General features: G+C 70.0%; 14 protein-coding genes. 10 read left to right on the top strand and 4 right to left on the bottom strand.

Annotated features, from left to right (window positions below):
* Nucleotides 1–44: 44 nt before the first annotated feature.
* Nucleotides 45–1,007 carry a serine/threonine-protein kinase gene (locus tag D7X12_RS45635; protein ID WP_244224859.1) on the bottom strand — a complete coding sequence of 321 codons (963 nt, stop codon included), beginning with the start codon at nt 1,005–1,007 and terminating at the stop codon, nt 45–47.
* A gap of 239 nt (nt 1,008–1,246) precedes the next feature.
* Nucleotides 1,247–2,302: a hypothetical protein gene (locus D7X12_RS30025; RefSeq protein ID WP_120628685.1), complete on the bottom strand. Its 1,056-nt coding sequence runs from the start codon at nt 2,300–2,302 to the stop codon at nt 1,247–1,249.
* Nucleotides 2,303–2,460: 158 nt separating this feature from the next.
* Here D7X12_RS30025 and D7X12_RS30020 point away from each other — a divergent pair, with 158 nt between their 5' ends.
* The 3 genes from D7X12_RS30020 to D7X12_RS30010 are packed head-to-tail and all read left to right on the top strand — an operon-like array spanning nt 2,461 to nt 4,591.
* The gene (locus D7X12_RS30020) at nt 2,461–3,279 is read left to right on the top strand and encodes a glycerophosphodiester phosphodiesterase family protein (RefSeq protein ID WP_120628684.1); all 819 of its coding nucleotides are present in this window, start codon (nt 2,461–2,463) and stop codon (nt 3,277–3,279) included.
* Between the two features lie 12 nt (nt 3,280–3,291).
* On the top strand, nt 3,292–4,041 hold the full coding sequence (locus D7X12_RS30015) for a deoxynucleoside kinase (RefSeq protein WP_120628683.1): 750 nt from the start codon (nt 3,292–3,294) through the stop codon (nt 4,039–4,041).
* Between the two features lie 31 nt (nt 4,042–4,072).
* Nucleotides 4,073–4,591 (top strand): acyl-CoA thioesterase, encoded by a 519-nt coding sequence (locus tag D7X12_RS30010; RefSeq protein WP_120628682.1) that lies wholly within the window; start codon nt 4,073–4,075, stop codon nt 4,589–4,591.
* 71 nt (nt 4,592–4,662) lie between these two features.
* Here D7X12_RS30010 and D7X12_RS30005 read toward each other — a convergent pair whose 3' ends face one another.
* The gene (locus D7X12_RS30005; protein WP_120628681.1) at nt 4,663–5,046 is read right to left on the bottom strand and encodes a HesB/IscA family protein; all 384 of its coding nucleotides are present in this window, start codon (nt 5,044–5,046) and stop codon (nt 4,663–4,665) included.
* 103 nt (nt 5,047–5,149) lie between these two features.
* On the opposite strand from D7X12_RS30005, the gene D7X12_RS30000 reads away from it, so the two are divergent.
* On the top strand, nt 5,150–5,482 hold the full coding sequence (locus D7X12_RS30000; RefSeq protein WP_120628680.1) for a rhodanese-like domain-containing protein: 333 nt from the start codon (nt 5,150–5,152) through the stop codon (nt 5,480–5,482).
* Nucleotides 5,483–5,491: 9 nt separating this feature from the next.
* Here D7X12_RS30000 and D7X12_RS29995 read toward each other — a convergent pair whose 3' ends face one another.
* A complete protein-coding gene (locus tag D7X12_RS29995) occupies nt 5,492–7,714 on the bottom strand; it encodes a serine/threonine protein kinase (protein ID WP_120628679.1) in 2,223 nt (740 codons plus the stop codon).
* A gap of 99 nt (nt 7,715–7,813) precedes the next feature.
* Between D7X12_RS29995 and D7X12_RS29990 the strand changes: the two genes are divergently transcribed.
* The 6 genes from D7X12_RS29990 (at nt 7,814) to D7X12_RS29965 (ending at nt 13,910) form a co-directional block, all read left to right on the top strand.
* Complete coding sequence (locus tag D7X12_RS29990) at nt 7,814–8,434, top strand: hypothetical protein (protein WP_120628678.1); 621 nt, start codon at nt 7,814–7,816, stop codon at nt 8,432–8,434.
* Nucleotides 8,435–8,671: 237 nt separating this feature from the next.
* Nucleotides 8,672–9,946, top strand: a complete 1,275-nt coding sequence (locus D7X12_RS29985; RefSeq protein ID WP_341868247.1) for a hypothetical protein — start codon at nt 8,672–8,674, stop codon at nt 9,944–9,946.
* Between the two features lie 12 nt (nt 9,947–9,958).
* Nucleotides 9,959–10,678 carry a VTC domain-containing protein gene (locus tag D7X12_RS29980; RefSeq protein ID WP_120628676.1) on the top strand — a complete coding sequence of 240 codons (720 nt, stop codon included), beginning with the start codon at nt 9,959–9,961 and terminating at the stop codon, nt 10,676–10,678.
* Between the two features lie 6 nt (nt 10,679–10,684).
* A complete protein-coding gene (tmk, locus tag D7X12_RS29975) occupies nt 10,685–12,397 on the top strand; it encodes a dTMP kinase (RefSeq protein ID WP_120628675.1) in 1,713 nt (570 codons plus the stop codon).
* Between the two features lie 5 nt (nt 12,398–12,402).
* Entirely contained in the window at nt 12,403–13,110 is a 708-nt protein-coding gene (locus tag D7X12_RS29970; RefSeq protein ID WP_120628686.1) for a DUF4956 domain-containing protein, read from the top strand.
* Entirely contained in the window at nt 13,107–13,910 is an 804-nt protein-coding gene (locus D7X12_RS29965) for a hypothetical protein (protein ID WP_120628674.1), read from the top strand. Before D7X12_RS29970 ends, D7X12_RS29965 begins: the two co-directional genes overlap by 4 nt.
* Nucleotides 13,911–14,458 lie beyond the last annotated feature (548 nt).

The raw sequence follows: 14,458 nt of genomic DNA, 5'->3' as shown, positions 1-14,458 counted from the left end.
TACGGCGACCACCGGGTCCAACACTCGCCTAGTCGTCGGCAGCGTCAGATGTGTATAAGAGAAAGGTGCAGCACGGTGCGCTCGTCGGCCTCGCCCAGGAGGCGCGCGATGTACTGGGGGATGTCCGTGCTCTGCTTGAGCACGCCCGAGGCGAGGAACGCCTCCAGGTCCGCGCGCACGGCGGAGGCCCGCTGGTAGCGCAGGGTGCGGTCCTTCAGCAGGCACCGCATCACGATGCGCGACAGCTCCTCCGGATAGTCGGGGCGCACCAGGTGCGGCGGGGGCGGCTCCTCGTAGCGGATGGCGTAGAGGATTCCCTCGGTGGTGGCCCGGTGGAAGGGCTGCTTGCCGGTGGTGATCTCATACAGCATCACCCCGAGCGCGTAGATGTCCGCCCGGTGGTCCAGCCGCTCCTGCATGATCTGCTCGGGCGACAGGTAGAGGAACTTCCCCTTGATGACGCCCGGCTTGCTGCGCTCCATGAACGCGCCGGCCTTGGCGATGCCGAAGTCGACGAGCTTCACGCGCCCGTCGTAGGAGATCATCACGTTCTGCGGACTGACGTCCCGGTGGATCAGCTCCAGCGGACGGCCATCCACGCCCCGGCTGAAGTGCGCGTGGTCCAGGCCCGCGGCGATGTACGCGCAGATCCTCGCGGCGACGCCGTAGGGCATGGAGGCGCCGTACTTGGCCTCCTCCAGGAGCACGCGGCGCAGGTCGACGCCCTCCACGTACTCCATGCAGATGAAGATGTTGTCGCCCTCCTTCCCCAGCTCGTGCACCTGCACGACGTTGGGGTGGTGCAGCTGGGCGGCGATGCGCGCCTCGTCCAGGAACATCTGGACGAACTCCGGCTCCTCGGAGAGGTACGGGAGGATGCGCTTGATGACCACCAGCTCCGGCGACGGCGGCTTGTGCGCCAGGAACAGCTCCGCCATCCCGCCCAGCGCGAGGCGCTTGATGAGCAGGTACTTTCCGAACGGGGTGGCCGTCTGGGGCGAGCTCAAGGGAGTGGAGGTGCGTCCGCGGGTGGTACGGTGAACTTTTTCCAGAGCCTACTGCAATCCGGGCCCGGGAGGAGCGGGCCGACCCGCCGGGGCGCGACTCTAGGCACCCCGGCCGTCGCGCGCGAACTTTCACGCCTCCCCTGCCCCCCAAACACGACCGCCCCCCACGGGAGGACCCATGGGAGGCGGCGGAAGACGGCGGGACGGGGAAGCCCCGTCCCGGGTCCGGTAACGGGCGACTACTCGACCACGGCGGGCGTCACGACGCCCGGCAGGTCGGCGCAGTCCTGCGGGATGATCGTGTACGTGTAGGGCTTCGTGGAGCCCGGCACACCGCTGTCGGAGACGTTGTCGCCGCAGCCCGTGATGTCCGTGCCACCGTCCTTGCAGGGGGCGAAGGTGTAGGTGTCCCAGACGCCGCTGAGGCCGTTGGGGAACGTCACCGTCCCGCCATCCAGGGCCGCCTTCTGGAAGTCACACTTCGCGTCCACGCCACCGTCGCTGAGGGACCGGTCACGGGTCTTGTCGTGGAAGACGAGGATGCCGTTGCCGACCGCGAAGCCGTAGTACAGGGAGCCCCCGTCCGTGAGGCTGTCCACGCGCTTCAGGGCCTCGGGCTGTGGATTGGTGAGCGCCAGCGGTCCCGCCACGTGCACGCGCGTGCCCAGCAGGGCCGCGGAGGACTGGGCCATGTCGAGCGAAGCCACGAGCTGCTCGGGCGTCACCTCGTTGGCCGGGACCCGGGCATCGACGCCCGCATCGGACTTGAGGGTGATGATGAGCTTCTTCGAGTTCCGGTAGTCGTTGACGAGGTGGTGACGGCGCCCGGTGAACGGCTCGTAGTTGGGCTCCGTGCCGAAGTACCCCTCGATGTCGACCTTGTTGCCCGGCTGCGGGTGGTACGCCTCCGGCGTGTCGTCATAGAACTTTTCGATGAAGAGACCCTGCGTCGGGAGCGCCGGATCCGTCACCCAGAAGAACGACCGCCAGGACGAGCCATTGGAGGTGCTCAGCTTCTCGTAGTGGATGTCGCTGATGACGACGTCGCGCAGCGTGACCTTGGTGCCGAACGGCACCTTGCGCGCCGCAGCGATCGTCATGCCCGCGCCGGCATCCGTGCCCGCGTCCGTCGTGCCCGCGCCGGCATCCGTGCCCGCGTCCGTGCTGCAGACCCCCGTACAGCCGGGGCCCGCGTCCTTGTTGTCTTCGTCGTCACGACCACCACAGCCGGCCAGTGAGGCCATCGCCGTGGCAGCCAGGAGGGCCGCAGCGCCCAGCTTGTTGCGCAGTTCCATTCGAGTGTCTCCGGAGTTGGGGGCGCCGCGCTTGTTGAAGTCCGACGCCTGTCGGGCAAAGGTTTCAGGCCCTTATACCGGCGGCCTACCAGGGCCGGCAAGGAACGGACCGGCTCCCTGCCCGTGACATTGGTATGAATTCAGGAATAGGTGGATCAATGCTTGCCCGCGACACATTCTTGCAGGGATTGAAGCCCACGCTGCACATTGCGCACCGCGGCGGGGCGCTCGTCGCTCCGGAGAACACACTGGAGGCCTTCCGCCTCGCCGTGGAGACGTACCGCACCGACATGATTGAGCTCGACGTGCACCTGTCGCGCGACGGCGAGGTCATCGTCGCCCACGACGACACGCTGGAGCGCTGCACCGACGGTACGGGGCCCCTCGCGGCGCTCACGCTCACAGAGTTGCGGAAGCTGGACGCCGGGTATCACTTCAGCCCGGACGCAGGACGCACCTTTCCCTTCCGGGGCCGGGGCGTGCGCCTGCCCACCCTGCGCGAGGTGCTGCGTGCCTTTCCGGCCCTGCGCCTCAACGTGGAGCTCAAGCCGGACGTGACGGGTGGCGAGGACGTGCTCGCCCGCCTGCTGAAGGAGGAAGCAGCGCTGGAGCGCGTCTGTCTGGGAAGCGAACAGGACGCCATCGCGGAGCGGTTGGTGCAGGTGCTGCCCGACGCGTGCCACTTCTATCCCCGGGATGCGCTGGCTGCCTTCATCCTGGCGCTCAAGGCCGGCGAGGTGCCTCCCGAGGACGCGCGCTACAGCGTGCTCGACATGCCGCTGTACTTCGGTGAGGTGCGGTTGGTGGATGACGCGCTGCTGGAGGCCGTGGCCTCGCGCGGCAAGTGGATCAACGTGTGGACCGTGGATGATGCAGCGGAGATGGACCAACTGCTGCGCGAAGGCGTGGGCGGCATCATGACGGACCGGCCGGACCTGCTCCGCCAGCGAATGGACGCGTCCGGAAAGCCGGGCTAAGCCTTGGCTTCCATGTCCCGCCCCACCGCACGCGCGCGTCCGGCGACCCGCACCGAGCCGCCTTCCAGCAAGGCGCCGCCCCCGGCCGCCCCCGCGCCGAAGTCCGCCGCCCGCAACGCCCTGAAGGTGAAGGTGCCCCGCGCCAAGCGCTTCGTGGCGCTGGCGGGCAACATCGGCGCGGGCAAGACGACGGCCGCCAAGCTCATCAGCCAGGGCTTCGGCTTCGAGCTGTTCGACGAGCCCGTCATCGACAACCGCTTCCTGCGTGACTACTACGGCGACATGTCGCGGTGGTCGTTCACGCTGCAGCTGGAGTTCCTCATCCGGCGCGTGGAGCACCACGAGCTCATCCACTCCGTGCGGAAGAGCTGCGTGCAGGACCGCACCCTCTACGAGGACCCCGAAATCTTCGCCAAGTACCTGCACGGCCTGGGGCACATGACGAACGCGGAGCTGGACCTGTACTACGAGTACTTCCAGCGGCTGTCGCGCCACATCGTCCGGCCCGACAAGGTCATCTGCTTCGACGTGTCCTCCGAGGACGTGCTCCTGCAGCGCATCCGCACGCGCGGCCGGGCCGAGGAGAAGGGCATCGGGAAGCAGTTCCTGAAGGGCCTCAACGGCTACTACGCGGGCTTCCCGCAGGTGCTGCAGGAGAAGTACGGCGTGGACTGCCTCGTGGTGGACGTGTCCAAGCAGGACATCCGCCGGGGCCCGGGCCGCGAGGAGTTCCTCGACCGCGTGTCCGCATTCCTGGCCTGACGGCGCGCGTTCCGTTAGACGCTTCCGGGCCATGCACGACCTGACCCCGAAGAGCCCGCGCGACTCCGAAGTGGTGATGACGCAGCTCATCCTCCCTCCGGACGCCAACAACCTGAACGCCGCGTTCGGCGGGAAGGTGATGCAGTGGATCGACATCTGCGGCGCCGTGGCCGCCCAGCGCCACTGCCGTCAAGTCGTGGTGACGGCGTCCATGGACGAGCTGCACTTCCACGCCCCCATCCGCGTGGGGTGGATTGCCCTCCTGCACTCGCGCGTGCTCGCGACCTTCCGCACGTCGCTGGAGGTGGGCGTCACCGTGCACGCGGAGAATCCACTGACGGGCGAGCGCCACCTCACCACCAGCGCGCTGCTCACCTTCGTGACCCAGGACAAGGACGGCAAGGGCGTGCTCGTGCCGCCCCTGCTCCTGGAGACGGACACGGAGCGCTCCGCCTTCGCGGAGGCCGAGGCCCGCCGCGCCCAGCGCCGGGGCCGTGGCAAGGAAGAGCAGTCCTGGATGAAGGTCATGAAGCCCGTCACCGGCACCTAGACAGACGAAGGGCCGGGGGCACGCCTGTCTGGCGTCCCATCCCGGCCCCGGCCCTGCTTCCTGGCGGTGGATCAGGTCGTGAACGACGTGCCGCAACCGCAGGACGACTTGGCGTTGGGGTTCTCGAACTTGAAGCCCGCGCCGGTGATGCTGGTGACGTAGTCGATGTGCGTGCCCGACAGGTACTGGGCGCTCAGCGCGTCGGTGGCGATCTTCACGCCATCCTGCTCCCACACCTGGTCGCCGGCCTTGGCCTCCTTCACGAGGTTCAGGTCGTAGCCCAGGCCGCTGCAGCCGGCGGGCACCACGCGGATGGAGAAGAAGTAGTCCTGGAACCCCTGGGCCTGGATGACCGTCTTCACCTGGGCGATGGCGGCGGCCGTCAGCTGGACGGAGACGGTGTCGGAGGGCTGGGAGGTCGGCGTGGAGCCGGCGACGGCGGTAGAAGTGTCCATGTGCTTCAATCTCCTCGTGAACGGCGCCTCATAACGCCCTGGCGCCTGAAAAGCCATGGGACCGCATGCAGGTCCCGTTCAGAGACAACACCCCCGAGCCCCCATGCCCATCCCTGAAATCACCCCGGCCGAGCTGGCCCGGCGCCTGGCCGGCCCCCCCGAGACGCGCCCCGTCCTGGTGGATGTGCGCTTCCCCCACGAACACGAATGGGTGGCCCTGCCGGACTCGGTGCTGATGCCCCTGCCGGAGCTGCCGGAGTACGACACCGCGCTGGAGGCCTTCCGGGGCCGCCCCGTCGTCGTCTACTGCCACCACGGGGTGCGGAGCCTGGACGGCGCCGCGTACCTGCGCGACCGGGGACTGGAGGCCGTGTCCCTCAAGGGGGGCATCGACCTGTACTCGCTCACCGTGGACCCGTCCCTGCCCCGCTACTAGGCGCCGGGGCTACAGCGCCGAGGCCAGGTCCAGCACCGACTCCGTCGTCTCGTTGGGAGTCACCGTCGCCTCGAAGGCCACGGGCTCCTTCAGCTTCGCGCCGCGCAGCTCCAGGCGCTGCTTGCCCTCCATCAGCTTCAGCTGCGTGTTGGCGCTGCCGAGCAGCTGGTTGTTCCGGTAGACGGTCAGGCCGGTCATCCCCTTGGGGGTGATCTTCAGCTTGAGGGTGCCCTCCTTGAAGCTGCGCTCGAAGGTCTTCAGCTCGCCGGGCTGGCCGAACGCGAGCTCCTCCGAGTCCTCCAGGTAGATGCCCTGGGCCTCGTTCTCCAGGATGAGCGTGTCCTGCAGGTGGGCGCCCTGCACGCGGGTGAGCGGCGCGGTGCCCAGCACCGTCACCGGCTCCGGGCTGCCACAGCGCTCCGTGTGCCGCACCGACACCTTCACCGGCTGGTTGGTGTTCACCGTGAGCCACACGCCCTGCGCATCCGCGGCGGTGGACGTCAGCGCCTTGATGATGGGCTCGCGGAAGAGGACGAGCACCGCGAGCAGGCCCACGATGAAGCCCACCATGGCCACCGTGCGCACGCCATTGCCGCGAGGGGCCGCGCGCTCCGGCTGCGTGGGGGCGGTCGTGCGCGACGGGCGGCGCTCGCCCGAGTCCTCTTCGTCTTCGTCCCGCTCCACCGGCGCGGGGCGCGCACGCGGGGCATCCACGCGGCTGGCGGTGCGCCGGCGCGGCGGCTCCACGGCGGACGGGTGGCTGGTGCTGGTGCGCCGGCGCGGCGCGGGCACCGGCATCGTGTCCGGATCATCCTCCGGCGGAGGCAGGCGGGTGCGCTCGTCGTCCTCCTCCACGTCCATGCGGTGCACGCCCGAGCGCGAGCGCGCGGGGGGCTCCGACACCGGCATGGCGCGCGACTGGGTGCGCCGGGGCGGTGGCACGTCCTCCACCGACTGGCGGCTCAGGTCCGAGCGCGAGCTGGTGCGCGCCACCTGCGTGACGCCCGGATTGCTGGACGTGTTGCGGCGGGCCACCGGCTGCTCCACGCCGGTGCGGCGGCGCTGCGGCTGCTCCACGCCGGTCATCGACGGCGCGTCGTACTCGTACGGATCCTCCGACTCGATGGCGGGCGCCACGCCCGTCGCGCGGCGGGGGGCAGGGCCGGCGCGGGTGTTGCCGCGCGCACGCTCGCGCTGCGACGAGGACTCGCCCGGAGGCGCCTCCCAGCTCATCTCCGCGGGTGGCCGGGGCGGGGACGTGTTGGAGTCCTCCCCCACCGGGACGAACTGGCCCTGCTTCAGCTCCTCCGCCAGCCGGTCGGAGAAGAGCGTCTTCATCAGCTCGGAGATCTGCACCGAGCCCACCACCCAGCGCTCGTTGACGAGCAGCTCCTCCAGGGCGGACTGGAACTCGCGCGCGTTGTCGTAGCGATCATCCGCGCTCTTCGCCAGCGCGTGCATCACCACCTGGTCCATGTCCGCGGGCACGTCCGCGACCTCGGACGGGGCCGGGATGGTGCACTCCATGGCGGCCTGCAGCGTGGCCAGCTCCGAGTCCTTCTTGAGCGGCCGGTGCCCGGTGAGCATCTCGTACAGCACCAGTCCGATGGCGAAGATGTCCGCGCGCCGGTCCAACGGCTTGCCCGCGGCCTGCTCGGGCGCCATGTACGCGAACTTGCCCTTGATGGCGCCGGACTTCGTCATGGACGCCTGGTCCGCCGCCTTGGCGATCCCGAAGTCCACCAGCTTCACCGAACCATCAAAGCTGATCAGGATGTTCTGCGGAGAGATGTCCCGGTGCACCACGTTCAGCGGCTGGCCCCGGTCATCCGCGCGGCTGTGCGCGTAGAAGAGCCCCTCGCACGCGGACGCCACGATGCGCACCGCCAGCGGCCGGGCGATCCACTGGTTCATCCCGCTGGCCTTGCGCATGACCCGGCCCAGGTCCTCGCCATGGATGAACTCCATGGCGATGTAGTAGGTCCCGTTGGCCTCGCCGAACTCGTAGACCTGCGCGATGTTCGGGTGGTTGAAGCGCGCGGCGATCAACGCCTCGTTGCGGAACATCTCCACGAACTCGCGGTCTTCGGCGAGGTGCGGGAGGATGCGCTTGACGACAACGTCCTTCTGGAAGCCCTCGATTCCGGACTGACGCGCAAGCCAGACTTCGGCCATGCCGCCCGTGGCGAGCTTCTTGAGGAGCTGGTATTTCCCGAAGGCTTGAGGGTTCATCCCGGGTACTCCCCGGGGGGAGCGGGCTCAGTGGAAGGTGATAGGGCAGCGCATCTTAGGGGACACCGGCCGTCGAGGCAAAGCCGACGGACCACCTTGATGAGGTGGGTCGCCGCGACCTGCCTGATTGCCCTGCATGCCTCCGCCGCCCCGGCCCTGGATCAGATCCAGGTCGAGCGCCGCGGCGAGCTGCTGGCCCTGTCCTGGAAGGACGCCGAGGACCAGCTCCAGGGCGTCCTCACCCCCGCCCAGCCCCGCCCCGGCGAGCCGCTGCGCTTGACGCTGTCGGTGGGCAACCTCCAGGGCCCACCCTTCCAGGGCGTCGTCACCGTCGCCTTCTCCCAGGAGGGCGTGCCCGGTCAGGTGACGCGCACCCTCCAGCGCGACGCGGTGGGATGGAGCACGGAGTTCGTTCCTCCCGAAGCGGGCGCCTGGGACGTGGACGTGCGCTTCCTCACCACGCGGCCCAAGGCCCTGCACGCGCGCTTCACGGTGAGCGAGCCCCCCGTGCCACTCATCGTCTGGCGCGTCCTCCTCGCCGTCGCCGGCGTGCTGCTCATCGTGCGGGTGATGCGCGCCGTGACGCAGCGCGGGGTAACGTCCGAGCCTCCTTCCGGTGAGCCTCCTTCCGGAAGTCCTCCGGAGGCTCCCGCAGCGCCTCCGCCCGGGCCTCCTTCGGAGCCCGTGGCCCCGCCGACGGATCCGCCCGCTGATCGGTAACACCGGCCTTCTTACAGTCCGGTCCTACAGCCCCGCGCGTCCCCGATAGGGAAAAAACCTTCCCAGGTTGGGGCCCGTCACGACCTCGTCACGGGGCATCCGCCCCGCGCGCCCCTTCCAGCTGTCCGCCAGTGCACGTCGTGGCGTCAGGCACCCGGGTTGCACCAGGGAGCAGGCGGGTCGTACGGCGTCGGGCTTTTTCGGGGCGGGGAGACAGCGGGCATGGGCGGGAGGGGGATGGAAGAACAAGGGTGGCGGGGGCTGTTCGCCGCGGTTCTCCTGGGCCTGCCGGCGGTGGCGGGCGCGGAGCCGGTGGACGACGCGGCGCGCGCGGACGCGGAGCCGGCGACGCAGGTCTCCACGGAGGACGGCGCTGCTGCCACGGACGCGGCCTCGCAGTCCGCTGAGCCGGGCGACGCGCTGGACGGCGCGGTGGCGCAGGCGATGCCAGGGGGCGCGCAGGGCCCGGTGATGGGCTCGCCGGAGCAGGTGAATGATCCGAGCGCGCCGGTGCCGGACGCGGCGGTGCCAGGCGCGAAGAAGCCGAAGAAGGACAAGGGTCCCAAGACGGACACCCTGGGCGAGGCGCCGGCCGAAGCGGACCAGGCGGACGACAAGGGCAAGCCGGCGCAGCGCATCCGCGTGTTCGGACGCGTGTTCGCGCAGGCGACCGCCGACGAGCGGGAGAAGTACCAGCGCAACCTGGGGATTGAGTCGGCGCGCGTGGGCGTGGCCGCGTCGCTGTCCAACCTGGAGGCGGAGGTGAGCGCGGACCTCGCCTCCAAGACGATCCTCAAGGACGCCTTCGTGCGGCTGGCGGACGACGCCAAGCGCCTGCGGTTGTACGCGGGCCGCTTCAAGTCGCCCTTCCTCCAGCGCTCGCAGGAGTCGGCGTGGACGCTGCCCATGCAGGGTCGCGGCCTCGTGGAGGACTACCTCACGGACACCAACGACCTGGGCGGCCGGCGTCTGGGATTGATGGGCGAGGTGCGGCTCAAGGAGGCCTGGGGCCTGAAGCTGTCGGCGGGCCTCTTCGAGGGCGGCGAAGGTCTCCAGGGCGAACGGCTGAGCGAGGACGGCTCCGCGCGGCTGAGCGTGCGGCCCTTCAAGTTCCTCACCGTGGGCGCGAGCACGTACCTCACGCAGGTCATCGACGGGACGAAGCAGCACGCGACGGCGGCGGACGCGGAACTTTCGCTGGGAGGACTGTCATTGACGGGAGAGGTGGCCACGGGCCGGCTGGCGCTGGGGCCGTTCATGTCGCAGTCGGTGCTGGCGTACTGGACGGTGCCGGTGGGGCGCGAGGGCTGGGCGGTGCAACCGCTGGTGGGCGCGGAGGCACTTCAACTGCAGGGCGGCATCCAGGCCCAGGGGCACGCGGTGACGGGGGGGCTCAACATCCTGCTGGCGGATTCCTTCAAGGCACAGGTCCAGGCGGAGCGCGCGTTGCGCCCCGGGGACGTGGAGCCCGCACTCGAGCTGTCGGTCCAGCTCGCCACCCGCTTCCGGTGAGGAGACACGAACATGCTCTCGTTCGCTGAAGGCGAAGTCACCAAGTTGCGTCGTGAGTTCAAGCGGGTGCTGGACGGCCCGGAGGCAGCCGCGGTGTGCGCGCGGCTGTCGCAGGAATTGGGGGGCTGTCTGCCGCCTCCCACGCGCATCGTGTCGGTGTACTTCGACAAGCAGGGTTATCCGCTGGCGGAGCGCGCGATGCTCACGCCGGACAACTGTCTCAAGGTGAGGACGAAGGAGTACTCACCGGACGTGGGTGCGGGGGGCCGCGAGCGCGTGGTGCTGGAGGTGAAGCGCGAGCGCGGGGGGCTCACGCAGAAGCGGCGCGTGTGGGTGCCTCGCGCGGAGCTGGGCCGGGCGATCCGCGGCGGAGTGAGCCTGTTGCCGCTCATCGCGGGCGGCAGCCTCACGCCGGTGCTGGCGGTGACGTACCGGCGGCACGTGTATCAGGTGTCGCAGTCATGGCGGGTGACGGTGGACCGGAACATCGGCTTCCATGAGGTGTCGCCGGAGCTGGCGTTGTCGCCCACGGCGCTGACGGTGGAGCGGCTGGGGCTCCCGGTGTGGGAGGACTCGCGGGTGGTGTTGGAGGTGAAGCACCTCGGGGCGGAGCTGCCCGAGTGGTTGGCGGCCCTCAATCCGGGGGGCGCGCCGGCCTACAGCAAGTTCGCGGAAGGTATGGCGAGGGTGCATGCCTTCGCCGCGGCAGGGGTTGGGGTTGCAAGGGGATAGGTCACCGTGTTCATCGACTTCGAAGGCATTGACGGCAGCGGCAAGACGACGCTGTCCAACCTGCTCGCCGCGCGGCTCAAGCGGCTGGGCTACAAAGTGGCGCACGCGCGGGAAGGCGGCGAATTGCAGTCGCCCACCGCCCGGCGCATCCGGGAGCTGACGCGCGACGCGCGCCTGCTGGAGATGGGCCCACGCGCTGAGTTCTTCCTCAACCTGGCGCGGGATGCGCAGCAACTGGAGGAGATCATCGCGCCCGCGCTCGGCCGGGGCGACGTGTGCATCACCGACCGCTATCTGTATTCACAGCTGGCGCTGACGGGCGGCGGCCGGGGCCTGAAGGAAGACGCGCTCCTGCCTTCGTGCGAGCTGGCGTCGCAGGGGTTGTGGCCGGACCTGGTCATCCTGGTGGACGTGGACCCGGACCTGGCGCGGCTGCGCAAGCGGCTGGGCAAGCTGCAGAGCGGGCGCGCGCAGGACACGGACAGCCGCAAGGGGCTCGTCGGCGCGGGCCTGGCGGTGCGCGTGCGCGAGGCGTTCCTGGAGCAGGCGCGGAGGGATCCGCAGCGGTGGATCATCCTGGAGAACAACGACCAACCCCTGCGCGTGCTGGAGCAGCGCCTGGTGGAGGCGGTGGTCGCGCGGCTGGAGGGTCGTGAGCAGCCGGTGCAGCGGCTGGTCCCCGCCCCCACCCTGCCGCCGCCGGGCGTGGCGTCGGTGGACGACGTGGAGGCGCGCTTCTTCCACGCGCTGGACGGGCTGGAGGCGCGGGAGCCGCAGCTGGCGGCGTGGCTGCTCAATGGCATCCCGGGCCTGCCCGCGCACCAGCGGCGGCTGGCGTACGCGGAGCGGCTGCCGGGGCTCGTGGCGCGAAGCTTGACGGGCCTGGATGACGACACGGCGTGGACGCTGCGCGAGGTGCTCACGGCGAGCGTGCCGGTGGACGTGGCGGAGGGGCTGGGGTTCGTCACCTCTCCGCGCTCGCATGCGCTCCGTCAGCGGCTGTACGCGCAGGCGCCGGCCGCGGTGCTGGAGGGGCTCAAGCGCCAGGACTCGCCCGAGGCGTGGGCGCTGCGCGAGCGGGGCATGAAGGACGGCCATCTGGAAGCGGTGCTGGTGGGGCTCTCTGGGGTGGACAGCGAAGAGGCCTGGGTGGTTCGCGAGGCCGGCATGCAGCGCAAGCTGTACGCGGCGGTGGCGCGCAGCCTGGGAGGCATTGCCACGGAGCACGCGGAGGCGATGCGCGAGGTGCTGCTCAAGCACGACCGGCTGGCGGTGCTGAAGAGCACCACGGGGCTGGAGACGCCGCTGGCGGTGGGGCTGCGCGAGCAGCTGGAGAAGAAGGCGCTGAAGCTGGTGCTGCGCTCGCTCACCGGGGTGGACTCGCCCAGAGCCTGGGAGATGCGCGAGCGGGGGGCGCTGCTGACCAAGGAGGCGCTGGATTCGGTGGATGGGATGGATGATGCGCGCGCGTGGAGGCTGCGCGCCTCGGCGGCGCGTCGGTGGCCGGCGACGGTGGTGTCCTCGATGAGGGGGCTGCCGCTGGTGGCGGAGACGCGGGCGCTCCTGGACCGGGTGCTGGAGGAGCAGGCCGGGAAGCTGCCGGTGTTGCGCAACGCCTATGCGGTGGTGGCGCAGGCCCGGGCGATAGAGCAGGCGGCGCGACTGGTGCGGCCCGCGGTGGAGACGTCCGGGACCGAGCTGGGACGGCAGGAGGCATGACGCCCATGGAAGGTCCGTTCGGGGCGGTGTTCCAGCAGGTGGAGCAGGAGTTCCAGTCGCTGTCGATGGCCTCGGTGCTGCCCCGGCTGCTGGCGGCGGCGCTCATCGGAGCGCTGCTGTCGTCGCGGCCCTGGCGGCTGGTGATGGGCAAGCCGCTGCCGAAGTCGGACATGGTGCAGGCGCAGATCCTGCTCTGCGCCGCGGCGGCGGTCATCACCGCGGTGATTGGGGACAGCGTGGCGAAGGCGTTCGGCCTCGTGGGGCTGGGCGGGTTCGTGCGGTTCCGCTCGGGGCTGAAGGATCCGCGCGACGCGGCCATCCTGTTCCTGGTGATTGGCCTGGGCATGGCGTGCGGCCACGGCAACCTGGTGCTGGCGAGCGTGGGCACGGGGTTCGTGATGGTGCTGCTGCTGGTGCTGGACCTGTTCGAGAAGAAGGAGAAGCCGGCGGGGGCGAAGCAGCGGCTGGTGTTGTCGGCGCAGTCGGACGACCTGGTGGGCGCGGAGGCGACGCTGCGCAAGGCGCTGGGGGAGCGCAACGTGATGGTGAAGAGCTGCGCGTTGGATTTCTCCGCGCGGCGGCTGGAGTTCGAGGTCGAGGAGCCTGAGCCCGGGACCCTGGCGGCGGCGCTGGGACGGACGGAAGGCGCGCCCCTGCGGGGGCTGCGGTGGACGGCGGTGAGCGCGAAGGGCGCGCGGGAGGAGTTGTCATGAAGTTCAGGAAGATGGCCGCGCTGTTCGCGGCGTGCGGAGCACTGGCGGCGTGTGGTGGCGGGAGCGGCAGCCTGCCCACGGGGAATGATCCGGGGAATCCCACGACGAACCCGGATGGCTCTGTGGACCTGCCGGGCAACCCGGTGGATCCGGGCGGGGTGAAGCCGGATCCAAAGGCCGAGTACACCTCGCTGTGGCCGCTGACGCAGGGCTCGACGTGGACCTACCGCATCACCGACCCGGTGAACGGGGTGTTCAACAAGACGGTGACGGTGCTGGGACAGGAGACGGTGCCGGACACGCAGATGACGGCCGTGAAGGTGCACAGCAAGCAGGACCGCACGGCGACGACGGGCACGGTGTACGAGGAGAACTCGTGGCAGATGGAGCTGACCAACGGCCTGGTGGTGCGCCTGCGGGAGGAGGACATCACCGACGGCCTGCGCACGAGGGCGACGACCTGGTCCCCGGCGATGATGAAGTCGCTGGCGACGTCGCCAGCCTCCGTGCCCTGGGAGCACCGGGACGCGGTGCGCGAGCTGATTACGTATGACGCGGGCGGCACGGAGGGGAAGGATCCGACCTACGTGTGGAAGGTGCTCGCGAAGGACGTGACGGTGACGACGCCCGCGGGCACGTTCACCAATGCCATCAAGGTCCAGCGCGACAAGCTGAACAAGAGCGGCGAGGTGAAGGAGGAGAAGCAGCGCCTGTACTGGCTCGTTCCCGGCGTGGGCAAGGTCCGCGAGGAGGGCGAGCGGACGGAGGAGCTGTCTTCCTTTGATGTGAAGAAGCCGTAGGTCTCTGGCTGCGCCTCATGGGGCCCCGGGTCGGCGCGAAGTTGGCGCAGGCCTTGGGCCCCAGCGTGCGTTTGGCCACTCCTCAACCTGTAGAACCAGGTCAGACAGGCTGTCTGTCTTGAACGTCCGGAGTGGGTTTGCCCAGGCTTCCAGGCCGACGCGAAGGGTGTCTACGACGCCCTCTTCCGCCCCGCCGAGGAGGAGCCGCCGGACGGCGAGGCCGAGGTGCGGCACGAGGTAGCATGCGGGGTGCGCCGCCGCCGGGGCACCACCCGCCCACAGGTACGTCGACGTCTGGGCGCCCGTCGTCCGGGCCACCCGCAGGCCGTCCCAGCCGTACCGGTATTGCGTCGTGACGCTGCCGCCCTCCCCTGCCACCACCGTCACCTTCGTCAGCCGGCCTCCTGCGTCCCACCGGAGGAGGACGAGGAGCCCGAGTAACTTCCGGGGGTTGGATCTGGGGCTGGGGGTGCGCGGGAACCGCACGTTTCTCGCGCAGCAGGAGTAGAGCCGCGCAAGTCCGCCTCCCACGTCCTCGCGTCTTCCAT

Source organism: Corallococcus sicarius, from assembly GCF_003611735.1.
Classification (GTDB): domain Bacteria; phylum Myxococcota; class Myxococcia; order Myxococcales; family Myxococcaceae; genus Corallococcus; species Corallococcus sicarius.
This window is presented reverse-complemented; position numbering and strand designations above follow the sequence as displayed.